Origin of the sequence: Modestobacter marinus (genome assembly GCF_011758655.1) — a bacterium.
Lineage (GTDB): Bacteria > Actinomycetota > Actinomycetes > Mycobacteriales > Geodermatophilaceae > Modestobacter > Modestobacter marinus.
Map to the genome: position 1 here is coordinate 1,577,834 of NZ_JAAMPA010000001.1, position 24,930 is coordinate 1,602,763.

The 24,930-nt window shown below is 74.2% G+C and carries 25 protein-coding genes; 14 read left to right on the forward strand and 11 right to left on the reverse strand.

Going from position 1 to position 24,930, the window contains the following annotated elements; translation table 11 throughout:
- Nucleotides 1–40 precede the first annotated feature (40 nt).
- From FB380_RS07430 to FB380_RS25885, 3 genes are all read right to left on the reverse strand, one after another.
- On the reverse strand, nt 41–892 hold the full coding sequence (locus FB380_RS07430; protein ID WP_166754510.1) for an AAA family ATPase: 852 nt from the start codon (nt 890–892) through the stop codon (nt 41–43).
- A 118-nt stretch (nt 893–1,010) separates the two neighbouring features.
- Entirely contained in the window at nt 1,011–2,141 is a 1,131-nt protein-coding gene (locus tag FB380_RS07435) for an NDMA-dependent alcohol dehydrogenase (RefSeq protein WP_166754511.1), read from the reverse strand.
- An 82-nt stretch (nt 2,142–2,223) separates the two neighbouring features.
- Nucleotides 2,224–2,382, reverse strand: coding sequence for a hypothetical protein (locus FB380_RS25885; protein ID WP_166754512.1), 159 nt, complete (start codon nt 2,380–2,382; stop codon nt 2,224–2,226).
- 133 nt (nt 2,383–2,515) lie between these two features.
- Between FB380_RS25885 and FB380_RS07445 the strand changes: the two genes are divergently transcribed.
- Nucleotides 2,516–4,414 (forward strand): L-lactate permease, encoded by a 1,899-nt coding sequence (locus tag FB380_RS07445; protein ID WP_166754513.1) that lies wholly within the window; start codon nt 2,516–2,518, stop codon nt 4,412–4,414.
- Nucleotides 4,415–4,449: 35 nt separating this feature from the next.
- On the opposite strand, the gene FB380_RS07450 is transcribed toward FB380_RS07445, so the two are convergent.
- Nucleotides 4,450–4,845: a DUF3224 domain-containing protein gene (locus FB380_RS07450; protein ID WP_208382786.1), complete on the reverse strand. Its 396-nt coding sequence runs from the start codon at nt 4,843–4,845 to the stop codon at nt 4,450–4,452.
- Between the two features lie 65 nt (nt 4,846–4,910).
- On the opposite strand from FB380_RS07450, the gene FB380_RS07455 reads away from it, so the two are divergent.
- The 5 genes from FB380_RS07455 (at nt 4,911) to FB380_RS07475 (ending at nt 10,832) form a co-directional block, all read left to right on the forward strand.
- Entirely contained in the window at nt 4,911–6,305 is a 1,395-nt protein-coding gene (locus FB380_RS07455; protein WP_166754515.1) for a bifunctional 3-(3-hydroxy-phenyl)propionate/3-hydroxycinnamic acid hydroxylase, read from the forward strand.
- A 9-nt stretch (nt 6,306–6,314) separates the two neighbouring features.
- Entirely contained in the window at nt 6,315–7,517 is a 1,203-nt protein-coding gene (locus tag FB380_RS07460) for a cysteine desulfurase-like protein (RefSeq protein ID WP_166754516.1), read from the forward strand.
- A 123-nt stretch (nt 7,518–7,640) separates the two neighbouring features.
- On the forward strand, nt 7,641–8,834 hold the full coding sequence (locus FB380_RS07465; RefSeq protein ID WP_166754517.1) for an iron-containing alcohol dehydrogenase: 1,194 nt from the start codon (nt 7,641–7,643) through the stop codon (nt 8,832–8,834).
- A 23-nt stretch (nt 8,835–8,857) separates the two neighbouring features.
- Entirely contained in the window at nt 8,858–10,198 is a 1,341-nt protein-coding gene (locus FB380_RS07470) for a histidine kinase (RefSeq protein ID WP_166754518.1), read from the forward strand.
- A complete protein-coding gene (locus FB380_RS07475; protein WP_166754519.1) occupies nt 10,191–10,832 on the forward strand; it encodes a MadR family response regulator transcription factor in 642 nt (213 codons plus the stop codon). Before FB380_RS07470 ends, FB380_RS07475 begins: the two co-directional genes overlap by 8 nt.
- On the opposite strand, the gene FB380_RS07480 is transcribed toward FB380_RS07475, so the two are convergent.
- The 5 genes from FB380_RS07480 to mdo all read right to left on the reverse strand — a co-directional run bounded on the left by FB380_RS07480 (nt 10,802) and on the right by mdo (nt 16,390).
- A complete protein-coding gene (locus FB380_RS07480) occupies nt 10,802–11,641 on the reverse strand; it encodes a DUF389 domain-containing protein (protein WP_166754520.1) in 840 nt (279 codons plus the stop codon). The two genes, FB380_RS07475 and FB380_RS07480, sit on opposite strands and share 31 nt — an antisense overlap.
- A gap of 79 nt (nt 11,642–11,720) precedes the next feature.
- Nucleotides 11,721–12,191 carry an SRPBCC family protein gene (locus FB380_RS07485; RefSeq protein WP_166754521.1) on the reverse strand — a complete coding sequence of 157 codons (471 nt, stop codon included), beginning with the start codon at nt 12,189–12,191 and terminating at the stop codon, nt 11,721–11,723.
- Between the two features lie 74 nt (nt 12,192–12,265).
- Nucleotides 12,266–13,777: a VWA domain-containing protein gene (locus tag FB380_RS07490; protein WP_166754522.1), complete on the reverse strand. Its 1,512-nt coding sequence runs from the start codon at nt 13,775–13,777 to the stop codon at nt 12,266–12,268.
- Between the two features lies 1 nt (nt 13,778).
- Nucleotides 13,779–15,020: an AAA family ATPase gene (locus FB380_RS07495; RefSeq protein WP_166754523.1), complete on the reverse strand. Its 1,242-nt coding sequence runs from the start codon at nt 15,018–15,020 to the stop codon at nt 13,779–13,781.
- A 77-nt stretch (nt 15,021–15,097) separates the two neighbouring features.
- Nucleotides 15,098–16,390, reverse strand: coding sequence for an NDMA-dependent methanol dehydrogenase (gene mdo / locus FB380_RS07500; protein ID WP_166754524.1), 1,293 nt, complete (start codon nt 16,388–16,390; stop codon nt 15,098–15,100).
- Between the two features lie 274 nt (nt 16,391–16,664).
- Here mdo and FB380_RS07505 point away from each other — a divergent pair, with 274 nt between their 5' ends.
- Complete coding sequence (locus FB380_RS07505) at nt 16,665–17,216, forward strand: hypothetical protein (protein WP_166754525.1); 552 nt, start codon at nt 16,665–16,667, stop codon at nt 17,214–17,216.
- A gap of 43 nt (nt 17,217–17,259) precedes the next feature.
- Here the strand turns inward: FB380_RS07505 and mftR are convergent, their stop codons facing one another.
- A complete protein-coding gene (gene mftR, locus FB380_RS07510; protein ID WP_229681794.1) occupies nt 17,260–17,862 on the reverse strand; it encodes a mycofactocin system transcriptional regulator in 603 nt (200 codons plus the stop codon).
- Nucleotides 17,863–17,998: 136 nt separating this feature from the next.
- Here mftR and mftA point away from each other — a divergent pair, with 136 nt between their 5' ends.
- From mftA to FB380_RS07540, 6 genes are all read left to right on the forward strand, one after another.
- A complete protein-coding gene (gene mftA / locus FB380_RS25890; RefSeq protein ID WP_166754527.1) occupies nt 17,999–18,118 on the forward strand; it encodes a mycofactocin precursor MftA in 120 nt (39 codons plus the stop codon).
- Between the two features lie 56 nt (nt 18,119–18,174).
- Nucleotides 18,175–18,513 carry a mycofactocin biosynthesis chaperone MftB gene (gene mftB / locus FB380_RS24575; RefSeq protein WP_268237707.1) on the forward strand — a complete coding sequence of 113 codons (339 nt, stop codon included), beginning with the start codon at nt 18,175–18,177 and terminating at the stop codon, nt 18,511–18,513.
- Nucleotides 18,510–19,754, forward strand: coding sequence for a mycofactocin radical SAM maturase (mftC, locus tag FB380_RS07525; RefSeq protein WP_166754529.1), 1,245 nt, complete (start codon nt 18,510–18,512; stop codon nt 19,752–19,754). Before mftB ends, mftC begins: the two co-directional genes overlap by 4 nt.
- Before the next feature lie 119 nt (nt 19,755–19,873).
- Nucleotides 19,874–20,710: a mycofactocin-coupled SDR family oxidoreductase gene (locus tag FB380_RS07530; RefSeq protein WP_166754530.1), complete on the forward strand. Its 837-nt coding sequence runs from the start codon at nt 19,874–19,876 to the stop codon at nt 20,708–20,710.
- Between the two features lie 119 nt (nt 20,711–20,829).
- Nucleotides 20,830–21,786 carry an AAA family ATPase gene (locus tag FB380_RS07535; RefSeq protein WP_229681796.1) on the forward strand — a complete coding sequence of 319 codons (957 nt, stop codon included), beginning with the start codon at nt 20,830–20,832 and terminating at the stop codon, nt 21,784–21,786.
- Nucleotides 21,787–21,852: 66 nt separating this feature from the next.
- Nucleotides 21,853–22,785 (forward strand): vWA domain-containing protein, encoded by a 933-nt coding sequence (locus FB380_RS07540; protein ID WP_166754531.1) that lies wholly within the window; start codon nt 21,853–21,855, stop codon nt 22,783–22,785.
- A gap of 10 nt (nt 22,786–22,795) precedes the next feature.
- Here the strand turns inward: FB380_RS07540 and FB380_RS25370 are convergent, their stop codons facing one another.
- On the reverse strand, nt 22,796–22,930 hold the full coding sequence (locus FB380_RS25370) for a hypothetical protein (RefSeq protein WP_268237699.1): 135 nt from the start codon (nt 22,928–22,930) through the stop codon (nt 22,796–22,798).
- A 148-nt stretch (nt 22,931–23,078) separates the two neighbouring features.
- On the opposite strand from FB380_RS25370, the gene FB380_RS07545 reads away from it, so the two are divergent.
- Nucleotides 23,079–24,917 carry a putative bifunctional diguanylate cyclase/phosphodiesterase gene (locus FB380_RS07545; protein ID WP_229681797.1) on the forward strand — a complete coding sequence of 613 codons (1,839 nt, stop codon included), beginning with the start codon at nt 23,079–23,081 and terminating at the stop codon, nt 24,915–24,917.
- The last annotated feature ends 13 nt before the right edge of the window (nt 24,918–24,930 follow it).

Sequence of the window (24,930 nt, forward strand, 5' to 3'; positions counted from 1 at the left end):
GGCCCCGGCTCGTCTCCCCGGGGCTCGTCCGCCTCCGGGGTCAGGGTTTTCCCAGCTCCTCACCGGCCTGTCGCCAGATGTCGGAGACGACGTCCTCGACCGGCCGGGTCAGCCCGTCCGAGACGGTGACCTTGCCGGTGAGCGCGGCCAGGGCGGCGTCCGCGCCGGTGCGCTCGTCCACCTCGGTGCTGCCGCGGACGACGGCGAGCTCCGTGGCGATCAGCACGGTGTCGATCGCGCCGCGCACCGAGGACCCGATGCGCAGTTCGGGGTGGTCGCGGGTGATCCGGACGGCCCGCACGGCGCGGCTCATCAGCGCGTCAGGGCTGCCGGTGGCCGCGGCGACGACGGCGCGCTCGGCGTCCTCGTCCTGGTAGCCCATCGCCACCCGGCAGGACCGGTCGTACAGCGCCGGGGTGATGCGTGCGGTGCCGACGGCGTCGAACGGGTTCATGGCCGCGACCAGCCGGAAGGTCGGGCGGGCCGGCACCCGGCCGAACCGAGGCACGTGCATCTCGCGCTCGGAGAGCACGCCGAGCAGCACGTTCATCGTCTCCTCGGGCACCCGGTTGAACTCCTCGACGTAGAGGAGCGCGCCCTCGGTCATCGCCCGGGTGAGCGGGCCGGGCACGAAGTTCTCCGGGCGGTAGTCCTCGCTGAGCACCCGGGAGGCGTCGTGGTGGCCGACCAGCCGGGTCGGGGTCAGCTCGGCGTTGCCCTCGACCAGGACGAGCGGCACGCCGGTGCCGTCGGCCAGCGCGCGCAACAGCGTCGTCTTCCCCGTGCCCGGTGGGCCCTCGAGGACGACGTTCCGCCCGGCCGACAGCGCCGCGGCGACCACCTCCGCCTCCCGGACCCGGGCGACGACCCGCTCCTGGGCGGTGCGGACCATCCCCACCGCGTCCAGCCGGGCAGCGTCGTGTCGGGCAGGCGCGGTGATGACGGGCTCCTCGTCGAGCGCGGGGGATGCCCCGGGGACCAGACGGTCCCCGGGGCCGGGCAGCGAGGCGTCAGGAGTCGTAGACGATGACGCCGCGGATGTTCTTGCCCTCGTGCAGGTCCTCGTAGCCCTGGTTGATGTCGTCCAGCTTGTACCGCTTGGTGATCAGCTCGTCGAGCTTGATGTTGCCCTCCTGGTAGAGCCGCAACATCTTCTGCATGTCGGAGCTGGGGTTCTGGTCCCCGAACAGGGCGCCGCGGATCTCCTTGGTGAACAGCGCCAGCATGCTGGGGTTGATCGGGATGCCGACGTCGGTGAGGTCGCCGAGTCCGGTCACGACGACCCGCCCGCCCTTGCCGATCGCCTCGAACGCCTGGGCGATGTGCTCGCCCTTCAGCACGCCGACGGTGACCAGCGCCTTGTCCGCGCCCTGCCCGTTGGTGACGCTGCGCGCGAAGTCAGCGGCCTCCTCGATGCTCGCGAACGTCTCGGTCGCGCCGAGCTCGCGGGCCTTCTCCAGCTTGAAGGGCACCGGGTCGACGGCGATGACGTGACTGGCCCCGGCGTGTGCTGCGCCCTGGACGGCGTTGATGCCGATCCCGCCGACGCCCATCACGATGACCGTGTCGCCGGCCCGGACCTCGCCGGCCTGGACGGCGGTGCCCCAGCCGGTGCCGACGCCGCACCCGACGAGGCAGGCGACGTCGAGCGGGATGCTCTTGTCGATCTTGACGGTCGATCGGATGTCCACCGTGGTGATCTCGGCGAAGGTGCCCAGCCCGCACATCTGCCCGACGTCCTCGCCGTCGGAGGTCGTGACCCGGAAGCTCGACGCGTCGTCCCACCGCGAGCCGATGAGCAGGTTGGCGCCGGAGTCGCAGATGTACTGCTGGCCGTTGGCGCAGTAGCGGCACCGGCCGCAGCCGGGCAGGAACGAGAAGACGACGTGGTCGCCCTCCTCGAAGTCCTTCACGCCCGGGCCGACCTTGGTGACCACGCCGGCGCCCTCGTGGCCGCCGAGGAAGGGGTACTTGCCGACCTGCATGTCGCCGGTGGCGATGTGGTCGTCGGAGTGGCACAGCCCGGAGGCGGCCAGCTTGACCTGGAGCTCGCCGGCCTGCGGGTCGTCGACGACCAGGTCGGTGACCTCCCACTTGCCGGGGGCGGAACGCATGATCGCGCCGCGGGTGTTGACAGGCACAGGGTCCTCCTCGTCGCCCTCGACGTTGAGGGCCTCGGTGGCGTGCGCAGCTGCGCAGCCCGATCGCACGTTATGGCACAGGTCACAGCCGGCGGAAGACCGGTGCAACGTTGCCGGTCGTACGTGCAACGGTCCCCTCGAGGGTGAGCAGCTCGTGGGCGACGGTGCCCGAGCCGCTCGGCCCGGCCAGCGCGGCGGTGCCCGGACCGGCGACCACCCGGGCCCGCTGGGTGGTCTCCACGCCGCCGCCCGTCGAGGTGGGGGCGTCGGGACCGCGGAACGCAGGGGTGGCGGGCGACCATGCTGTGCGTCACAGTGCACCAGCATCCGCACGGCACCCGTTGGTGCGGAATCTGCCGACGAGAGGCGTCAACGTGGACAACCTCGCTGTGCTCAGCCTGCTGGCCCTGCTGCCGATCCTGGTGGTCGGCGTCCTGCTGGCCGGGTTGCGGTGGCCCGCCAAGCGGGCGATGCCGATCGGGTTCGTGGTCGTGGTCCTGATCGCCCTGTTCGTCTGGGAGATGAGCCCCACCGCGATCGCCGCATCGGCGGTGCAGGGCCTGCTGCTGGCCCTGACGCTGCTCTACATCGTCTTCGGTGCGCTGCTGCTGCTCGAGACCCTCACCAAGAGCGGTGCGATGGCGACCATCCGCGCCGGCTTCACCAGCATCAGCCCCGACCGCCGGGTGCAGGCGATCATCATCGGCTGGTTGTTCGGCAGCTTCATCGAGGGCGCGTCCGGCTTCGGCACCCCCGCCGCCGTCGTCGCCCCGCTGCTGCTGGCGCTGGGCTTCCCGGCCATGGCCGCGGTCATGGTGGGCCTGATCATCCAGAGCACGCCGGTGAGCTTCGGCGCCGTCGGCACGCCGATCCTGGTCGGCGTCAGCGGTGGGCTGACCGGGGCGGACGCCGTCGAGGCGCGGACGGAGTTCCTCGGCATCCAGTTCCCGGAGTTCCTGGAGCGGATCGGCTTCCAGGTGGCCGCCATCCACGCCACCATCGGCACGCTCATCCCACTGATCCTCGCCTGCATGCTGTGCGGCTTCTTCGGCGAGCGGAAGCGGTTCGCCGACGGCCTGGCGATCTGGCCGTTCGCGCTCTTCGCCGCCTTCGCGATGACCGTGCCCTACGTGACCGTCGCCGCGGTGCTGGGCCCGGAGTTCCCGTCCCTGCTCGGTGGCCTGATCGGCCTGGTCATCGTGATGTTCGCGTCCAGCCGTGGCTTCCTGATGCCGAAGGAGATCTGGGACTTCCCGGCCCGGCAGCGGTGGGCGCCCAACTGGATGGGCAGCCTCTCCCCGGAGGACGAGAAGGACGTCGCCGGCAAGAAGATGAGCATCTGGCTGGCCTGGACGCCGTACGTGATCGTCGCCGTCCTGCTGGTGATGAGCCGGACCATCGACCCGATCACCGAGTTCCTGACCACCGGCTGGCGGGTCGTCACCGTCGACGACATCTTCGGCACCGGCATCGCCCAGGCGCTGCAGCTGGTCTACCTGCCCGGCTTCCTGTTCATCCTGACCTGCCTGGTCACCTACGCCATTCACCGGATGCGGCCGGCCGACATCGCCGCCTCCTGGAAGGTGGCCGGCAGCCAGCTGGCCGGTGCGGCGGTGGCGCTGCTGTTCGCGCTGCCGCTGGTCCGGGTGTTCATCAACTCCGGGGCCGACTTCAACGACTCGGGGCTGGCGTCGATGCCGCTCACCCTGGCCGAGGGGGCCGCGTCCCTGGCGGGTGACACCTGGCCGGCGTTCGCCCCGTGGATCGGCGCGCTGGGGGCGTTCGTCGCCGGCAGCAACACGGTGAGCAACCTGATGTTCTCGCTCTTCCAGTTCTCCACCGCGGAACAGATCGGGGTCACCCCGGAGACCGTCGTCGCCACCCAGGCGGTCGGCGGCGCGGCCGGCAACATGATCACGGTCCACAACATCGTGGCGGCGTCGGCCACCGTCGGCCTGATCGGGCGGGAGGGCGACCTGATCCGCAAGACCGTCCTGCCGACGATCTACTACTGCCTGATGGCCGGCGGGATCTCGCTGGTGCTGATCTACGGGTTCGGGGCCAACCTGAGCACGCTGTGGCTCCTCGTCCTGCTGATCGGCGTCGCCGCGCTGATCGTCGCGATGCGGCGGTCGCCCGGGAAGCCCAACAACGAGCTCGTCGACACGGCGGGATCGCCTGCGGACAGCCCCACGACCGGCCGGGCGCCCAGCGACGGCCGGGAGCACACCGACATGGTCCCCGACCCGAACCGGACCCCCGGCGAGCCGTGACCCGACTGACACCCCGCCCCCGCCGGGGCGGGGTGTCAGTCGGGCAGGACGACGTCCAGGGTGAGCAGTTCGTGGGCGACCGTCCCCGTGCCGCTCAGCCCGGTCAGTGCGGCGGTGCCCGAACCGGCGACCACCCGGGCCCACTGGGTGATGGCCACGCCCTCGCCCATGGCGGCGCCGTGCTCCAGCACGAAGCTGCCCCGCCGGCCGGCGAGGGCGCCGGTGATCCGCTCCTGCGCCACGTAGGAGGCGCCGTGCTCGCCCTGGGTGGTGAGTGCGTGGCCGACGGCCGAGCCGGTGAGGTCCTCGCCCGCGTAGGTCTTGGCGAGCACCACCCGCCCGGTGGCCGGCGCCCCGGGCTCGGCGGGCTCCGGGTCGGGCACCGCGTCCCAGGTGTCGAGGGTGAACGGCGCCGTCAGGTGCAGGTCCATGCCCCGCATCCTGGCCCGCGGCCCGCCGGCTGTCCCGGGACCCGGCCGCGGGCAGACTGATCGCCGTGACGGTCGTGGTGGTGGGTGCCGGGCCGGTCGGGGTGACGGCGGCGCTGCTCCTGGCCCGTCGGGGCGTCGACGTCCTGGTGCTCGACCGGCACCCGGCCGCCTACCCGCAGCCGCGGGCGGTGCACCTGGACGACGAGTCGCTGCGGGTCCTGCAGGCCGCCGGGGTGGCCGAGGCGTTCGCCGCGGTCAGCCGGCCGATGGCCGGGCTGCGCCTGCTGGACGGCGGGCACCGCACCCTCGCGGAGTTCGGGCGCGCGGACGGCGAGCACGGCTGGCCGCAGGCGTCGATGTTCAGCCAGCCCGACCTGGAGGCGGTGCTGCGGACGGCGCTTGCCGACGAGCCCCGCGCCGAGCTGCGCGGCGGGGTCGAGGTGTTGCACGTGGAACAACGTGACGAGGTGGCCCGGCTCGGCGTCCGGGACCGGGCCACCGGGGTCGAGGAGGAGCTGGTCGCCGACGCCGTGCTGGGCTGCGACGGCGCGAACAGCACGGTGCGCCGGCTGATCGGGTCGTGGATGCGCGACCTCGGCCCCTCCGAGCGCTGGCTGGTGGTCGACCTGGCCGCCGAGGCCCCGCTGGACGTCTGGCCCGGCGTCCACCAGGTCTGCGACCCGGTGCGGCCGGCCACGTTCATGCCGATCGCCGGCGACCGCTACCGCGCCGAGTTCCGGCTGTCCGCCGGGGAGTCCGCCGAAGACCTCGACCTGCCGGCACTGCTCGGGCGGTTCGGTGCGCGAGGGTGCACGGTCGTCCGCACCGCGGAGTACACCTACGCCGCGCAGGTGGCCGACCGGTGGCGGGACGGTCGGGTGCTGCTCTGCGGCGACGCCGCCCACCTGACCCCACCGTTCATCGGGCAGGGCCTGGGCCTGGGGCTGCGCGACGTGCACCAGCTGACCTGGAAGCTGGCGGCGGTGCTCGACGGCGCGGATGACGCCCTGCTCGACACCCACCAGGCCGAGCGCGCGCCGCACGCCACCGCGCTGATCCGGGTCGCGGTGCTGCTGGGCCGGCTGATGACCGGCGGGGGCGGCGCGGCCGCGGTGCTGCGCCGGGCGGTGCTGGCGCTCCCCGGGGTGGCCCGGTTCGCCGGGGAGAGCCGGACGCCGCCGCTGCGCCCCGGGCCGCTGGTCCGCCGCCGGCGGCTCCCGCCCGGCTCCCCGGTGGGCTGGCTGGTGCCGCAGCCGCCGATCGGCGGTCCCCAGCGGCTGGACGACCTCCTCGGCCCGGGCTGGGCCGTGCTCGCGGCCGGCGGAGCGGTGCCGGCCGACTGGCCCGGCCCGGTGCTGCGGGTGGACCGGCTGGGCTCGCCGGAGCTGGCCCGCTGGCTCGGCCGCAGGTCGGTGCTGGTGCGGCCCGACCGGATCGTCGCCGCCGTCGCCCGCGGCTAGCGTGGCCGGATGAGCTTCGACGTCGCCGCCCTCCGGGCACACTTCCCCGCGCTGACCGACGGCGCCGCGCACTTCGACGGCCCGGGCGGCTCGCAGACGCCGGACGTCGTCGCGCAGGCGGTCGCGGCCACGATGACCCAGCCGATGGCCAACCGCGGCACGGTGACCCAGGCCGAGCGGAACGCCGACGCGGTCGTGCGGGAGGCCCGGCAGGCGGTCGCCGACCTGACCGGCGGGGACCCCGGCGGCGTCGTCTTCGGGCGCAGCGCCACCGCGCTGACCTACGACCTGTCCCGGGTGCTGTCGGCCGGCTGGGGGCCCGGTGACGAGGTCGTGGTGACCCGGCTGGACCACGACGCCAACATCCGCCCGTGGGTGCAGGCCGCCGAGGCCCGCGGCGCCACCGTGCGCTGGGCCGACTTCGACCCGGCCACCGGCGAGCTCGACCCCGCCGTCGTCGGGGCGCTGCTGTCCGAGCGGACCCGGCTGGTCGCCGTCACCGGCGCCTCGAACCTGATCGGCACCCGGCCCGACGTCGCCGCGATCGCCGCGCTGGCGCACGAGGCCGGGGCGCTGATCTGGGTGGACGGCGTGCACCTGACCGCGCACGCGCCGGTCGACGTCACCGCGCTGGGCGCGGACTTCCTCGTCTGCTCGCCGTACAAGTTCCTCGGCCCGCACTGCGGCTGCCTGGTCGCCGCACCCGAGCTGCTGGAGACGCTGCACCCGGACAAGCTGCTGCCCTCGACCGACGCCGTCCCGGAGCGGTTCGAGCTGGGCACGCTGCCCTACGAGCTGCTGGCCGGCACCACGGCGGCGGTCGACCTGCTCGCCGCGCAGGCCGGCCCCGAGGGCGACCGGCGCAGCCGGCTGGTCGCCGCGATGGCCGCGATCGAGCAGCACGAGGACCGGCTGCGGGAGCGGATCGAGGACGGCGTCCGGGCGCTGCCCGGGGTGACGCTGTGGTCCCGGGCGGCCCGGCGCACCCCCACCCTGCTGCTGACCTTCGCCGGCCGGGACGCCGCCGACGCGTACCGCTTCCTCGCGCAGCGCGAGGTCAACGCCCCGGCCGGCTCGTTCTACGCCCTCGAGGCCAGCCGCCACCTGGGGCTCGGTGACACCGGTGGGCTGCGGGTCGGGCTCGCCCCGTACAGCGACGACGCCGACGTGGACCGGCTGCTCGCCGGGCTGCGGGAGTTCCTCGCCTCCTGACGTCCGGTGTCCCGCGGGCTGTGACCGGGCTCACGGCGCGGGTAGGCTGCCGAGTCGTCGCCCGCGACGTCCGGAGGCCGATGTGATCGCTCAGCGTCGAGCGTGCACCCCCGAGAGGGCCGCATGACGACGGTCCTGCGCCCCGGACCGGCCGCACCGGCCCGCACCTCGGGCACCACCAAGTACCTGGTGCCCGAGGTGGTGTTCGGCTGGGGGGCGCTGTCCGAGGCGGGGTTCGCCGCCCGCCGGCTCGGCGGCCGGCGGCCGTTCGTGGTCACCGACGGCGGGCTGGTCGAGGCCGGCTGGTGGCACGAGCTGACCGGCCACCTGGCCGAGGCGGGGCTGCGGCCGACGGTGTGGCAGGGGCTGACCCCCAACCCCAAGGACCACGAGGTGGCCGCCGGTGCGGAGCGCTACCGGGAGAGCGGCTGCGACGTGATCGTGGGCCTGGGCGGCGGCTCGGTGATCGACGCCGCCAAGGCCATCGCCGTGGTGGCCAGCAACGGCGGGTCGATCCTCGACTACGAGGGCGTCGACCGGGTGCGCACCGCGCTCCCGCCGACGGTCATGTGCCCGAGCACCGCCGGTACCGGCGCCGACGTCTCGCAGTTCACCGTCATCACCGACACCACCCGCCGGCTGAAGGCGACGCTGATCGGGCGGGCCCTGGTGCCCGACATCTCGATCACCGACCCCCGGCTGCTGACCACCATGCCCGCCGACCTGGCCGCGGCGACCGGCCTGGACGCGCTGACGCACGGCGTCGAGGCCTACGTCTCGCGCGCCTCCGGCCCGCTCACCGACGTGCACGCCCTGCACGCGATCGAGCTGATCTGCGGCTCGCTGCGCCACACGCTGCGCCACCCCACCGACGAGGCGGCGCGGACCGCGATGGCGCAGGCGAGCCTGGAGGCAGGGCTGGCCTTCACCAACGCGATCCTGGGCGCCACGCACGCGATGAGCCACCAGGTGGGCGGCCTGCTCGACCTCCCGCACGGGGTGGTCAACGGCGTCCTGCTGCCGCACGTCATCCGGTTCAACGCCCGCACCGTGCCCGACCGGTTCGTCCCGATCGCGCGGGCCATGGGCCTGGACGTCGCCGGGTTGCCGGCCGACGTGGCGGCGGAGCTGGCCGCCGACGCGGTCGGCCGGCTGGCCGCGGAGCTGGGCTGCCCCCGGGGGCTGGCCGAGCTGGGCGTCCGGGACGCCGACGTCGACGTGCTGGCGAGGACGACGCTGGGCGACGCCTGCCTGTCCACCAACCCCCGGGACGCCGACCACGCCGACGTCGCCGCGCTGTTCCGCGCCGCCCTCTGATGCCGCCCCCACCCGGATCGGCCATGCCGGGCACGGTCACGGGCACCGCCCCGCCGGGGATCAGCGAGCTCACCGGGCTGCGCTCGTCCAAGCCCAGCTGGTACGCCGAGTACCGGCACACCGCCGACAGCCTGCACCGGGCGCTGGGGTCGCTGGAGCACATCGCCCGCGTGCTGTCGGCGACCGGGCAGGGCGCCGGTGCGCTGTGCCGGGCGGTGGTCGACGCCTGCGCCGAGCACCTGGGCGCGCCGTGGGTGGTGCTGGCGCTGCGCGAGGCCGCCCTGCCGCTGGCCCGGCCGCGGCTGCTCGGCCGCGGGCCGGACGGCACGCCGGTCGGGGACCTCCCCGGGCTGCCGGGGGACGTGCGCCGGCCGGTGGCCGAGGCGCTCGCCGCCGCCGCGGTGGAGCCGTGGCAGACCGGCGACGGGGCGGTCGTCGTCCCGCTGGTGGTCGACGGTGAGCCGGTCGGCGCGCTGGTGGCCTGCGGCGGACCGCAGCAGCCGGCCTCCCCGGCCGACCTGGCGATCCTGCGGGTCGTGGGCAACCAGTCGGCGGTCGCGCTGCTGTCGGACCACCTGCTCGCCGGGTCCGAGGCGCTGCGCCGGCAGACCGAGCAGCTGTACGCCGAGGCCGAGCGGCGGGCGCAGGACCTCGCCGACCGGCACCGGGAGCTGGCCGAGGCCGAGCTGCGGCTGGACGTCGCCGCGCGGCGGGAGGCGGTGGACGCCGAGCGGCACCGGATCGCCCGGGAGCTGCACGACAGCGTCGCCCAGCACGTCCTCTCGGCCGGCATGACCATCGAGTGGTGCCGGCCGGAGGTGGCCCACCACGCGGAGGTGCACGCGCGCCTCGGGCACGCCAAGGCGCTCACCCGGGAGGCGGTCGAGCGGCTGCGGGTGGCCATCCACGCGCTCTCGGCCGAGCCGCACGACGAGCCGGGGCAGGGCCTGCCGGTGCTCCTCGGCCGGTTGCCCGACGTGCACGCGGTGCCCGGGCTCGCGGTCGCCGTCCGTGTCGAGGGCCGGCCCCGGTCGCTGCCGGCCGACGTCGAGCACTCGCTGTTCCAGATCGCCTCCGAGGCGCTGTTCAACACGGTGCGGCACGCGGCGGCGACCCGGTGCACGGTGCGGCTGGCCTACCGGGCCGCGGAGCTGCGGCTCTCCGTCGCCGACGACGGCCGCGGCGACCCCGAGGTGCTCCGCCGGATGCTGCGCACCGCCGGCCGGGACAGGGGCCAGCACCGCGGCCTGGCCAACATGGCCTCCCGCTGCCGGGACGTCGGCGCGACCCTGCGCTTCGGCCGGGCCCGGCTGGGCGGGGTGCGGGTGGAGGTCCGGCTGCCGCTGGAGGCCGGGGGTGGCTGAGCAGATCCGGCTGGTCATCGTCGACGACCACGCCATCGTGCGGCAGGGGCTGCGGTCGATCCTGGAACGGGAGCCGGGGATCGAGGTCGTGGGCGAGGCCGCGACCGCCGAGGAGGCCCTGGACCTGGTCGCGGCGACCCGGCCGCACATCGTGCTGCTGGACCTCAAGCTGTCGGCCGGCTCCGACGTCGAGGGCCTGGCCCTGTGCGGGCGGCTGACGGCCCGGGCGCCGGCCCCGGGGGTGCTGGTGGTCACCACGTTCCTGGACCAGCGGCTGGTGCTGGAGGCGATCCACCAGGGCGCGCGCGGCTACGTCCTCAAGGACGTCGACGCGGTGGCGCTGGTCGCCGCGATCCGGGCGGTGCGCCGGGGCGAGAGCGCCTTCGACAGCCACAGCGCCGCCGTCGTCGTCCGGTCGTTGCACGCTCCGGCGCCCGCGACCACCGACCTGACCGCCCGGGAGCGGGAGGTGCTGGCGCTGCTGGCCCGGGGGCTGTCCAACGAGGCCATCGGCCGGGAGCTGTTCATCTCGGCGACGACGGCGAAGTTCCACGTGCACAACCTGCTCCGCAAGCTGTCGGTGTCCCGCCGTGCCGAGGCGGTCTACGCCGGGTCGAAGCTCGGTCTCATCTGAGCGGCGACCTGCATGCGGGGTCCGGCCGCCGGGCCGGCGGGGAGCGCGGTGCTGGAGGTGACCCCGGACTCCGGCGGGGTCTGCGACACCGTCCCGGTCGCCTGGGCCCAGGACAGCAGCAGGCCGACGACCACGAGGACGGCCACCGGCACCAGCGCCAGGGGGCGGAGCCCTCCCCGCCCGGCGGAGACGAGCAGGGCCAGGACCCCCATCCCGATGATCAGGCCGACGTTCATGCCGAGGAGCAGCAGCCCGCCGAGGACCGGTTCCGCCGCGCCGGTGTACAGCGAGATCGCCGACGCACCCACGGCGGGGACCAGGGCGAGCGCCGCGACGGTGCCGATGAGGGTGTCGGTCTTCTGGTGGGCCTGGGCGGTGGTGCCGGCCAGGCCGGCGGCCACCGCGGCGGCCATGGACCACCAGCCGGGGTGCACCCGTTCCTGCAGGAGGGGCTTGGTCGACAGCGCGATGTCCGCGGGGACGACCCCGACCGCGGCCATCACGGCGGTGGTGGCCAGGGCGGTGCCGAAGGCCAGCACGAGGCCGGCGAGCGCGACGCCCAGGCCGCGGGCGGCCTGGGTCCGGTTCCGGGCGACCAGCGCGAACGGCACCAGGGCCAGCGGCGGCATCAGCGGCGCCACGATCATCGAGCCGATGAGGATGGGCACCGAGTCGGACAGCAGCGCCACCGAGGCGAGCACCCCGGACACGGCCATGAACAGCAGGTAGCTGCCGGAGAGCCGCACCTCGGAGTCGATCGACTCGACGGTGTCCTCGTCGATCAGCGACGGGGGCGTGGAGCGGGGCACGTGACCATCCTGGGCGCCAGGCGGCGACCCGGCAGGTCCAGCGCTCCCGGTGGGCCGATCCGGCGGCCGTCCGGTCGGGTCAGGCCGGCGGAGCCTCCGCGATCGCCTTGATCGCGGCGAGGGTGGCCGGGATGCTCTCGTGCGCCGCGCGGGTGCGGTCCTCGATCTGCGTCTGCGCCTCGTCCCCGTACCGCTCGGCGAAGAACTGCAGGCCGGCGGGGAGGAACTCCCAGGACTCGGTCAGCCGGGTGCCGCCCTCGACCGGCTCCATCGTGAAGCCCCAGCGCACCAGCTTCCCGCCGACCAGGAAGGCGAACTCCCGGCCGGGCTCGGCGGCGACCACCTGGCTGCGGGTCTCCCAGGTGCGCCCCGGCACCTCGTTGCGGCCGGTGAACCAGGCGCCCACCTCGGCCGAGGCCCCCTCGTCCCACCAGCAGGCGGTGCAGATCGGGCTCCACTCGCCGGTCCGGGTCACGTCGGACACCAGTGCGTAGAGCGCCTCCGGCGACGAGCGGACGACGACGGACCCGTCATGGGTGAGGCTGTCCATCCCGGCATCCTCGCAGCGACCGGCCACCGGGGCTCAGCGGGACGGGCTCGGCGGGGCGGGCTCAGCGGGACGGCTCAGCGGGACGAGGCGCGGGTGACCACGTCGGTCGCCCAGCTGTCCAGCGCCGAGTGGTCGCGGACCACCTCCACCCGGTCGCAGCTCTCCGCGTACGCCGGCAGGTCGCAGCCCCCCAGCGCCCAGCTGTACCGCGGCTCCGGGGTCAGCCAGATCGTCTCCCGCACCCGGCGGGTCAGGTCGGCGAAGACGTCCAGCCGCGGGGCGTTGCCGTTCCCGCGGCCGTCCCCGAGCACCAGCAGCGTCGACCGGCGGGTGAAGGCCCCGGAGTGGTCGGCGGCCAGGGTGGCGAACGCCGTCCCGTAGTCGCTGGCGGCGTCCACGTCGATGACGTCGCCCCCGAAGACCAGGCCCAGCGCGTGCTCCAGCGGGTGCTCGTCGAACAGGTCGGTGATCTCCACGACGTCGTCGACGAAGGCGAAGGTGCGCACCTGGGCGAACAGGTCCTGCAGCGCGTGGACGACGTGCAGGGTGAACCGCGCCGTCGCCCGCACCGACAGGCTGACGTCGGCGACCACGACCAGCCGCGGCTTGTCCTCCGCCAGCCGGGTGGTGACCGGCCGGAACGGGACGCCGTCGTAGCGCATGTTGCGCCGCATGGTGCGGGCCACGTCGATCCGGCCGCGCGGCGACTGCCGCTTCTTGTGGGTCAGCCCGCCGTGCAGCGTGCCGGCCAGCCGGCGCAGCGACTCCTCGATCCGGGCCCGCTCCGCCTCGGTCACCTTCTCCACCGGCGCCCGGGCCAGCTCCCGCTCCTCGACGGCCAGGTCGGTCATCTCGGCGAGCTTCTGCAGGTGCGCGGCCAGCAGCTCGGGGAGGTCCTCGATCACCCCGGCCAGCTGGCGGCGCAGCAGCTCGGCGACCTCGGGGTCCAGGTCGCCGGTCGGGTCGGCCAGCCAGTCGCGCAGCGCCTGCTGCTGGGCCACCGTCAGCTGGGCGTCCAGCGGGGTGCCGCCGCCGCGCACCAGCTCGCCGGGCAGGCCCGGGTCGTGCAGCCGCTCGACCTCCAGCTGGACCTTCTGCGCCTCGGTGGCGTCCCCGCCACCGCTGTCGGAGGAGAGCACGATCTGCTCGGTCAGCGACGCCAGGTCGATCCGGTTCGCCTCCTGGTGCAGGTTGTACTGGGTGGCCAGGTCCTCCGGCCGGAAGAACTCCTTGATGTCCACCGGCTTGCCGTGGCTGTGCCCCTCGGCCACCTCGGCGTCCGGGTCCGGCGACCAGCTCATCCGGGTCAGCTCCCCGGTGTCGGCCAGGTCGTCGTGGCTGTGGCCGTGCTCCTCCTCGGCCGGCAGCACCGGCCGGAGGGTGAAGAACCGGGCGAAGGTGTCGGCGAAGACCTCGGCGTCCCGCCGGTCCTTGAGCAGTGCCGCCCCCAGGGCGGCCTCCAGCGCGGCCCGGTCGCGCAGCCCGACGGCGGTGGCCGCCGCGAAGGCGTCCAGCGCCTCCGCGGTGGAGATCCGCATGCCCCGCAGCCGGAGCAGCCGGACGAAGCGGTGCAGCGCCCCCTCCATCTCAGACCGGACGGCGCCGGGCGCTGCCGCCGCGGGTGCCGGAGAACGACCGGGAGCCCTGGCCGCTGCGCACCTCCCGCGGCGTCGCCGGTGCGTCCGCCGGGCCGCCGCGGGCGCCGTAGGAGTCGTCGTGCCGGCCGGGCCGGTCCTTGGCCGCGCGCACCCGCTTCCCGTCGTCCTCGCCACCACCAGAACGGCCGTTCTGGTGGGGGGCGGGGTCGTGGGAGTGGGAGTGGCCGGCGTGGTCGTGCGGGCCGTGGCTGTGCGGGCCGTGGTCGTGCGGGTGGGCGGGCACGGTGGCGTTGGGGTCCAGCAGGCGGGGGAGGGCCTCGCGGGAGCGCTGCACGTCCCGCTCGTACTTGGCCACCACCGAGACGGTGTCGGCGAGCACCCCGGCGTCCAGCTCGCTGACGCCCAGCACCGCGAGGGTGCGGGCCCAGTCGATGGTCTCGGAGATGCTCGGTGCCTTGCGCAGGTCCAGGCCGCGCAGGCCGCGGACGATCTGCACCAGTCGTTGCGCGGCGGCGTCGTCCAGACCGGTGTCCTTGGAGCGCAGGATCTCCAGCTCGCGCTCGGCGTCGGGGTACTCCAGGAACAGGTGCAGGCAGCGCCGCTTCAGGGCCGCCGACAGGTCGCGGGTGTTGTTCGAGGTGAGGACGACGTACGGCGGGTCCTGCGCGACGAACGTGCCGATCTCCGGCACCGACACCTGGTACTCGGCGAGCATCTCCAGCAGCACCGCCTCCAGCGCCTCGTCGGCCCGGTCGACCTCGTCGATGAGCAGCACCACCGGCTCCGGTGAGCGCACCGCCTCCAGCAGCGGGCGGGCGGCCAGGAAGCGCTCGTTGAAGAAGGCGCTGTCGGCGCTGGCGACCCGGTCGACCGCCTCGGCCATCGTCGTCGTCTCGGCCAGCAGCTCCGCCGCCTTGTCCCGCAGGATCTGGGTGTAGAGCAGCTGCTTGCCGTAGTCCCACTCGTACAGCGCCTTGGTCTCGTCCTGCCCCTCGTAGCACTGCAGCCGGAGCAGCCGCCGGCCGGTGGCCGCGGCGAGGGTCTTGGCCAGCTCGGTCTTGCCCACCCCGGCCGGGCCCTCCAGCAGCAGCGGCTTGGCCAGCCGGCACATCACGAAGGTGGTGGTGGCCAGCCGCCGGTCGGTGACGTAGCCGTGCGCGGCGAAGGCGGCGGCGACGTCGTCGGGGCTGTCGAACGGGGCAGGGGTGGGCTGGACGTCGGTCGCGGTCATCGGACGCGGTGCTCCCTGGGACTGGGCGGGGCGGGCGGACCGGGGGCGGGGCGGGCTGCCCCGCCCCCGGGGGAGGCTCAGCCGAGCAGGTCGTCCAGGTCGCCGTTCATGCAGTGCTCGACCACCGGGCGCACCGTCTCGAAGGTGCACTCCTTGGGGTTGCCCGGGGTGCAGGCGTCGCCGAGCACGTGGTGGGTGATCCGGTCGACGTCCTTGTCGTCGCCGGTGATCACCGAGGCGCCCTGGTAGAACGGCGTCGGCCCCTGGCCCAGCCGGTTCTTGGAGTAGCTGTCCTGGGTGACGTCGGTGAACTTCTCCGGGATGCCGACGTCGCGCAGCAGCCGGATGGCCGCGGCCAGGGCGGCGTCGGCGGCCTGGACGTCGGTCATCCCGTGGGTGTCCACGCCCATCGCGGCGGCCATGTCGGCGAACCGCTTGTACTGGGTCGGCATGTTGAACGCCCACACCCGCGGCAGCGCGATGGCGTTGTTCAGGCCGTGGTGGGTGTCGTAGAAGGCCGACACCGCGTGGCTGATCGAGTGGATGATCCCCAGACCGCCGGAGTTGAAGGCCTGCGCGGCGATGTACTGGGCGTACATCATCCCCTGCCGGCCGGCGAGGTCCTGGCCGTTCCAGACCGCCTGGCGCAGGTGCTCGGCGGTCATCTTCACCGCGTAGAGCGCGTTGCCCAGCGAGGGTGGGAAGTCCAGCCGGGAGACGTAGGGCTCGCTGGCGTGGGCGAGGACGTCGAACCCGCACTGCGCGGTGTAGTCGACCGGGCAGTCGAAGTAGAGCACCGGGTCGTCGATCGCCAGCGTGGCCAGGCAGTGGTCGTCGAAGGCCACGTACTTGTGCGGGTTCTCCGGGTCGGTGGTGGTGTCGGTGATGACGTAGGCCCAGGAGGTCTCCGACCCGGTGCCGGCGGTGGTGGAGACGGCGATGTGCGGCGGGTTCTTCGGGTTCTCCGACTGGTTGAAGCCCTCGAACTCGTTGACGCTGCGGCCGTCGTGGGCCACCGAGATGCGGGCGCCCTTGCAGGCGTCGTGGCTGGAGCCGCCCCCGATGGAGACGAAGCTGTCGCAGGCGTTCTCCTGGTACATCCCCACGGCGTCCATGACGTTGTAGTCCTTGGGGTTGGACTCCACCTTGTCGTAGACCACCACCTCGAGGCCGTGGTACTTCATCGACTCGGCGATCTTGTGCACGATGTCGGTCCCGCGCAGGCCCGAGGTCATGATCAGGGTCTTCCTGAACCCCAGCTTGAGCGCCTCGGGGCCGATCATCTCGTGCGCCCCGGGCCCCATCATGGCGCGCGGGAACGGGTGGAACTCCTTGATCGGGAACGGCTTGAGGAGTTCTTCGACCTGCATGGCGTCGTCCTTCCTGCCTGCGGCTGGGGCTGTGCCGGGACGGTAGGACCGGCGCCTGCCCCGGATGGCGTTCCCGCCCGGTCAACCGACCGTCCGGTGGGGCAGGTCCGCCCACCCGGGCAGGGCGACCTGCCCGATCGGGCAGCTCGCAGACCCGTGGGCGGATGGACGGGTGCATCCGTGGCTGCGCGGGTAGCGGGGGACGACGCAGATCGAGGCCGCTGACCTCCTCGGTCGCCGTGCACGTCCACACCACTGACCCGAGGAGCCCGCGATGGCCCGCAACACCCTGTCCCGTTCCCTGCACGACGTCGGCCTGGCCGCCTGGTTCGGCGGCACGCTCGCCAACGCCGTCGCGCTCAACCCCGCCTCCGCCGAGGCGGGCAGCGCCCGCGCCACCGGTGCCGTCGCCAACGCCGGCTGGAACCGGTGGACGCCGGTCAACGCCGCCGCCATCGGCGCGCACCTGATCGGCAGCATCGGCCAGCTGCAGGCGAACAAGCAGCGGGTCGGCCAGCAGCAGGGCGTGAAGGCCATGTCGGCGGCCAAGACCGCCCTCACCGCGGCCGCGCTGGGCGTCACCGCGTACAGCCGGCTGCTCGGTCAGGTCGTCAACCAGGGCGGCGCCACGCCGTCCCGGCGCGCCACCAAGCCCTCCAAGCGGGCCCGCGGCGAGATCGCGGCCGCGCAGGAGCGGCTGGACCAGCTGCAGTGGGTCGTGCCGGCGATCACCGGGGCGCTCGTCGTCATCAGCTCCTACGCCGGGGAGCAGCAGCGCCCGTCCGAGGTGCTGCGCGGCGTGACGGTGAAGCCGGCGACCGTCTGAGCAGGGCCGGGGGCGTGGCAGGCCACGCCCCCGGCTGCTCCGGTCAGTCCGGTACGCGCAGGGACGGGAAGCCGGCGGCCAGCTCGTCGAAGGCCTGGTGCAGCGCGGCGCCGAGGGTGATCCGGCCGTCGGCCAGCCACAGCTCGAAGGCCGTCGTCGCGGCGGCCCGGGTGCTCGTCGCGACCAGTCGGGGCACCAGCGCGTCCGGCGCCACCCCGGTCCGCCGCGCCACGTGCGCGGCGACGACCCGGTCGACGTCCCCGTAGCGCACCTGGGAGTGCGCGAGCAGCGCCGGCTCGGTCAGGATCAGCCGCATCCGCTGGCGCAGCGTCGGCAGGTCGGCCGCGGCGTAGTCGTTCACCTCGACGTAGGCCGCACAGATCGAGGCCAGCACCGGCTGGTCGCCGGCGGTGGCGGCGAGCATCGCCTCCAGCCGGACGACGTGACCGTCGAACTGGCCCCAGACCGCGTCGGCCTTGGTGCCGAAGTAGCGGAAGAAGGTGCGCCGGCTGATCCCGGCGGCATCGGCCACCTCGTCGATGGTCACCGCCTCGAACCCCTGGGCGGTGAACAGGTCGAGGGCGGCCTGCTCGATCCGGGCGCGGGTCTCCTCGCGGGCGTCGGCCGCGACCACCGTCTCGGTCACGGCGCCCATCCTGCCCCTCGGCGGCGGGGTGGTCGGCGGTCGGCGCGCTCGTCGTCCGTGCCCCTTGCCGGTGGCACTGGGTGTCACCTACGGTCGGCCGGGTCAGATCCGTGACCCAGCTCACCCCGGAGGCACCGTGCCCGAGACGACGCAGGACGAGCTCACCGTCGAGACCCCCGCGGCAGCCGAGGAGGCCCTCGTCGAGGAGTCCCTCGTGGAGGAGGTCTCCATCGACGGCATGTGCGGCGTCTACTGAGCCCCGCGCTCACCGACCCCGACGCCGTCATGACCTCGACCGCTCCGGCCGCAGCGGTGGCCGGCCCCGCCGGGCCCGACCCTGCTGCGTCTCACCCTGCCGCGTCCCACCCTGCCGCCTTCGACCCGGCACTGCCATGGCAGCGGGCCCGTTCGGTGGCGCTGCGGCCGGAGCCGTTCGGGGCGCTGGTCTACCACTTCGGCACCCGGAAGCTCTCCTTCCTGAAGTCGAAGACGCTGGTCCGCGTGGTGGAGACCCTCGCCGACCACCCCACCGCCACGGCCGCCCTCCTCGCCTGCGAGGTGCCGGAGTCCCAGCGGCCCACCTACGTCAAGGCGCTGGCCGACCTGGCCCGGTCGCAGATGATCGAACGCCGCCCCGAGGAGCCCGCGTGACCGCCGTCCTGCCCTCCCGTGACCGGCCCGTCGGTGGCCGGCTGGTCGACCAGTTCGAGTACGGCCTGGACGCCCCGATCTGCCTGACCTGGGAGCTGACCTACGCCTGCAACCTGGCGTGCGTGCACTGCCTGTCCTCCTCCGGGCGCCGCGACCCCCGGGAGCTGTCCACGACCGAGGCCGAGGCGGTGATCGACGAGCTGCAGCGGATGCAGGTCTTCTACGTCAACGTCGGCGGCGGTGAGCCCACCGTCCGGCCGGACTTCTGGCACCTGCTGGACTACGCGATCGGCCACGACGTCGGGGTCAAGTTCTCCACCAACGGCGTGAAGCTGGACAAGGCCCGCGCCGCGCAGCTGGCCCGGACCGACTACGTGGACGTGCAGATCTCCCTGGACGGCGCCACCGCCGAGGTCAACGACCGGGTCCGCGGCACCGGCTCGTTCGCCACCGCCAGGAAGGCGCTGGAGAACCTGGCCGAGGCCGGCATGAAGGACTTCAAGGTCTCCGTCGTCGTCACCCGGGAGAACGTCTCCCAGCTCGATGACTTCAAGGCGCTGACCGACTCCTACGGTGCGCAGCTGCGGATCACCCGCTTCCGCCCGTCCGGTCGCGGCGCGGACGTGTGGGAGCAGCTGCACCCCACCCAGGCCCAGCAGCGGGAGCTGTACTCCTGGCTGCTGGCCAACGGCGAGGGCGTGCTGACCGGCGACTCGTTCTTCCACCTCTCCGCGTTCGGGGAGGCCCTGCCCGGGCTCAACCTGTGCGGCGCGGGGCGGGTGGTGTGCCTGATCGACCCGGTGGGCGACGTCTACGCCTGCCCGTTCGCCATCCACGAGCAGTTCCTCGCCGGCAACGTGCGCTCCCCCGGCGGCTTCCAGCGGGTGTGGCAGCACTCGGAGCTGTTCGCCGACCTGCGCAGCCCGCAGACCGGCGGGGCGTGCACCAAGTGCGCCCACTTCGACGCCTGCCGAGGCGGCTGCATGGCCGCGAAGTTCTTCACCGGGCTCCCGCTGGACGGCCCCGACCCGGAGTGCGTGCAGGGCTACGGGGAGACCGCCCTGGCCGCCCGCGACCTGGAGCTGGTCACGCCGAAGAGCCACATCGACCACTCGCACACCGGCCCGGTCCGCGGCCAGCCCACCCTGCTGGGCATGCCGGGCGTCCCGGCCCGGCCCACGCCCGCACCGCCCGCCAAGATCTGCGACGAGTCCCCGCTCGCCGGCCTGCAGCTGGGCTGACCGCCGCCCGGTCCCCGGGCACCACGAGCTCGGCCCCGAGCACGGGGCCGGGGATCGATCCCCCGCCGTTCGCGGCGAGAGACCGGATCCACTGACGACGACGTCTGAGGAGATGGACGATGGGAAAGCTCGAGGGGAAGGTCGCCTTCATCACGGGTGCGGCGCGCGGTCAGGGCCGCAGCCACGCCGTCCGGCTGGCGCAGGAGGGCGCCGACGTCATCGCCGTCGACCACCTGCAGGACATGGCCACGGTCGGCTACCCGCAGGCCACCCAGGCGGACCTGGACGAGACGGTCCGGATGGTCGAGGCGCTGGACCGCCGGATCATCGCCAGCCGGGCCGACGTCCGCGACACTGCGGCGATGCGGGCCGCCGTCGACGACGGCGTCGCCCAGCTGGGTCGGCTGGACATCGTGCTGGCCAACGCTGGCATCGCCAGCTTCGCGCCGGTCGAGGAGCTGACCGACGAGATGTGGGACGAGATGATCGGGGTCAACCTGACCGGGGTCTTCAAGACCGTCCGGGCCGCGGTGCCGCACATCCGGGCCGCCGGGCGGGGTGGGGCGATCGTCCTGACCAGCTCCACCGCCGGCATCAAGGGCCTGGCCAACCTGGCCCACTACGTGGCCGCCAAGCACGGGGTCGTCGGGATGATGAAGACCCTCGCCAACGAGCTGGCGCCGGACATGATCCGGGTCAACTCGGTGCACCCGACCTCGGTGGACACCGACATGATCCACAACCCGGAGACCTACGGGCTGTTCCGGCCGGACAAGCCCAAGACCGAAGTGACCCGCGAGGAGGCCGCCGAGTCGTTCAGGACGATGAACGCGCTGCCGGTCGAGTGGGTCGAGCCGGTGGACATCAGCAACGCGATCCTCTTCCTGGTCAGCGACGACGCCCGCTACATCACGGGTGTCCAGCTGCCGGTCGACGCCGGATCGGTCGGCAAGTGACCGGCCGGGTGGAGGGCTGCACGACCACGTAGCCGCTGCCGGGCCCCGGCGCCGGGCCGACGCGGTCCCGGTGCCGGACGCCGGCAGGGAGGGAGGTCCACATCAGCGAGGAATCCGTGGTGACCGGCAGCCGGGTGACCGGCGACGACGGCGCGTCGGTCCGCGAGGTCCGCGAGCGGGTCGCCCGGCACCTGGTCGGCCGCGACCGCGAGCTGGACCTGCTCTTGGCCACGGTGGCCGCCGGCCGGGACGTGCTGCTGGAGGGACCGCCGGGGACGTCGAAGTCCACCCTGCTGCGCGCGATCACGGCGGAGTGGGGCATCCCGCTGTTCTTCGTCGAGGGCAACGCCGACCTGACGCCCACCCGGCTGGTCGGGCACCACGACCCGGCCCGGGTGCTGCGGGAGGACTACTCCCCGGACAACTTCGTCCCCGGCCCGCTGGTCGACGCGATGCGCGCCGGCGGTTTCCTCTACGTGGAGGAGTTCAACCGCGCCCCCGAGGACACGCTGAACACCCTGCTCACCGCGATGGCCGAACGGCGGATCGCGGTGCCCCGGGTCGGGGTGCTCGAGGCGTTGCCCAGCTTCCGGGTGATCGCCTCGATGAACCCGTACGACAACGTGGGCACCACCCGGCTGTCCACGTCCGTGCACGACCGGCTGTGCCGGCTGGCGATCGACTACCAGGACGCCGAGGCCGAGCGGGGGATCGTCGGCAGGCGCACCGGGATCGAGTCACCCCGCCTGGTCGCCGACGCGGTGGCGCTGACCCGGGCGACCCGGGGCCGGGACGACGTCCGGCAGGGCAGCAGCGTGCGCGGCGCCATCGACACCGCGTTGGTCGCCGCCCAGCTGGCCGCGCTGCGTGGGGTGCCGCTGCCCGACGAGCCGGCGGTCGATCCGCCGCGCGGGCTGCCGGAGGAGTACACCGCGGTCGTCCTGGACGCCGTCCTGGTGGCGCTGTCCGGGCGGGTGTTCCTCGACGACACCGTGGAGGCCAGCCCCGAGGCGGTCCTGCACGAGATCTGGGCCGACCACTTCCTGCTGCAGCCGGCGGCCGCCGCCCCCGGTTGAAGAGCCGTCGAGGCCGACTCGCCGGTCACCCGGCGGGACCGTCCCGGAGGCGGGCAGCCCCGGGGGATGCGGCCGCTGCGCCGCCGGCCCAAGCAGTTGACCGAGCAGCCGTCGCTCTTCGAGCCGTCGCGCGGCGGGCAGGGGCTGGCGCTCTCCTCCGGCGACCGTCGGCGGAGCCGGACCGGTCCGTCCCGGGCGGGCGGTACCGCGCCGGGGACCACCGAGGAGGCCGCCAGCCTGATCCCGCTGTCGGACCTGAGCACCGAGGACGCGGCCGACCAGCTGACCCGAGCCCGTGCCCGGGAGATCGCCCGCCGGCTCGCCGTGCCACGGCCGCCGCGGGACCGGCGCGCTCGGCGCGGGGTGGGGGAGCTGGTCAGCACCCCGTGGCGCGGTGGGTCCGACGAGCTGGACCTGGAGCGCACCCTGGAGGCCATCGCGGGCGAGCCGTACCCGGAGGCGACCGACGTCGTCGTGCGGGAGCGGGTCCGGCAGCAGCGCTCGGTGGTGCTGGTGGTCGACGTGTCCGGGTCGATGAAGGGCGAGCGGGTCCGGACGGCGGCGGCCACGGTCGGCGCGCTGGCCGGCGAACTCGACCGGGACGCCCTGGCCGTCGTCGCCTTCTGGTCCGACGCGGCCGTGCTGGTCCGCCGGGGCGAGCAGGTGGCGCCGCTCGCCGTCCTGGACCTGCTGCTGCGGGTGCCCACGCAGGGGCTGACCAACGTGACCTTCGCGCTGGAGACCGCCGCCCGGCAGCTGACCGGGGTGCCGCCACGGGACGCCCGCGTGCTGCTGCTGTCGGACTGCGTGCACAACGCCGGCCCCGACCCGCGGCCCACCGCGGCGCGCCTGCCCCGGCTGGACGTGCTGCTGGACACCTCCGGGGAGGTCGACGTGGAGCTGGGCCGCGACCTGGCGCGCGCCGGGCGGGGCCGGTTGCGGCAGGTACGCGGCCACCGGGACGTCCCCGCTGCGCTGTCCGCCGTGTTCGCCGGCTGACGCCGGCCGGTCAGCGCAGGGGGGCCACCAGCCCGGGGGCGTCGGCCGGGCCGGGCAGCAGGTCGGCCACGGTGAGCAGGGCGAAGAACACGGCGAGGACGGCGACGGCGACCATCAGGACCTCCGGGGTGGTGGGTCCCTCCACGATCGTCCCGTTCGCTGGACGCGAGCCGGGTGGCGGCTGTGGACCTGCTGCACGGCCGACTCGGCCCGCGCGCGCCGACGTCCGCCGGTACCGCTCTTCCTGGTGACCCACCCTCAAGGGCCGGCCCGCCGCGGTCGATGTGCCGGAGGTGACCACGAGTTCTCCGGGGCGGATCATCGGGATGCTGCCGAGCGGACGCCTGCTCCCCGAGTCCGTCTGGCAGCGGCGGCACCGGCTCATCATCCGGGTGGCGATGCTCTCCGGCCTCGCCCTGCTGGTGCTGTGCCTGGCCTGGGGGGTCGGCCAGCCGGCCGCCGTCGCCGTCCTGGCCGCCGTGGGCAGCCCGCTGCTCGTGGCTGCTGCGCCCTCGCTGGGCCGGACCACCCGCTCGGCCGCCACGACGGTCAGCCTGATGGGCGCGTGCGTCGCCCTGGTGCACGTGTGGAGCGGGGTCACCGAGTCGCACTTCGTCTTCTTCGTGATGGTCGGCGTGGTGTCGCTGTACCAGCACTGGGTGCCCTTCGGCATCGCCCTGGTCATCGTCACGGTGCACCACGGGGTCATCGGGACCCTCTACCCGCACGAGGTGTTCGCCCACGCCGGGGGACACGACGCGTGGGCGTGGGCCGGCGTGCACGCGGCGTTCGTGCTGGCGGCCAGCCTCGCCCACCTCGCCGCCTGGCGGCTCAACGAGGACCTGGTGCTCAGCGACGGGCTCACGGGCATCGCCAACCGCACGCAACTGGAGGAGAGCACCCATCGGCTGCTGCGGGACGGCGCCCGGGCCAGCCTGCTGTTCATCGACCTCGACGGCTTCAAGGACGTCAACGACAGCCGCGGTCACGCCGCCGGCGACCAGGTGCTGCTCACCGTCGCGGAGCGCTTCCAGCGCAGCGTGCGGCCGGGTGACCTGGTGGCCCGGATCGGGGGAGACGAGTTCGCCGTGCTGCTCCCGGCGGGCCCGGACGACGCCCGGGTCGTGGGGGAGCGGGTCCTGCTGGCACTCAGCGTCCCGGTCGCGCTGGACACCGGGTTGCTGACCGTGCACGCCAGCATCGGGTTGGCGACCTCGGTCGACCCGGGCGACCACACCGCCGACTCGCTGCTGCGCGACGCCGACCTGGCGATGTACCGGGCCAAGGCGCGCGGTGGCAACCAGGTGGTCACCTACGCAGAGGGGATGGCCGAGGCCGCCAGCCGCCGGGCCGAGTTGCAGCACGACCTCGCCCTCGCCGTCGCGGCCGGACAGCTGGAGGTGTACTACCAGCCGACCGTGCGGCTGGTCGACGGGCGGACGACCGGCTTCGAGGCCCTGGTCCGGTGGCACCACCCCCGACGCGGCACCGTCCCGCCGGCGGAGTTCATCCCGCTGGCCGAGGAGACCGGTGCGATCTCCGACATCGGTGGCTGGGTCCTCGAGCAGGCGCTGCGGCAGGGCGTCGCCTGGACTGTCGCCGCCGGTCACCCGGTGCGGATGGCGGTCAACCTCTCGCCCCGCCAGCTGATGGACCGGGCGATCGCCGCCGAGGTCACCGCTGCACTGCGGGACACCGGGTTCGCCGCCGACCAGCTGACCCTCGAGGTCACCGAGGGCGTGCTCGTCCAGGACGTCGAGGCGGTGGTGGGTCAGCTGGAGGAGCTCCGTGCCCTCGGCGTGGCCATCGCGATCGACGACTTCGGCACCGGCTTCGCGGGGTTGTCCTACCTGCGTCGTCTGCCCGCCGACATCATCAAGATCGACCGCAGCTTCATCAGTGACCTGTCGGCCGGCAGTCCGTCGGCGACGTTGATCGCCTCGATCGTCGAGCTGGCCCGCAGCCTCGGTCTCGGGGTCGTCGCCGAGGGTGTCGAGACCGAGGGTCAGCGGCAGGCGCTCGCCGACCTGCAGTGCCAGTCCGCGCAGGGCTTCCTGTTCGCCCGCCCGGAGCCGGCTGCACGGTGCCGCCCCGCCGGTGAGCTGCTGTCCGGAGGCGCCGTCCGGGTGTAGGCCGGACGGCGCC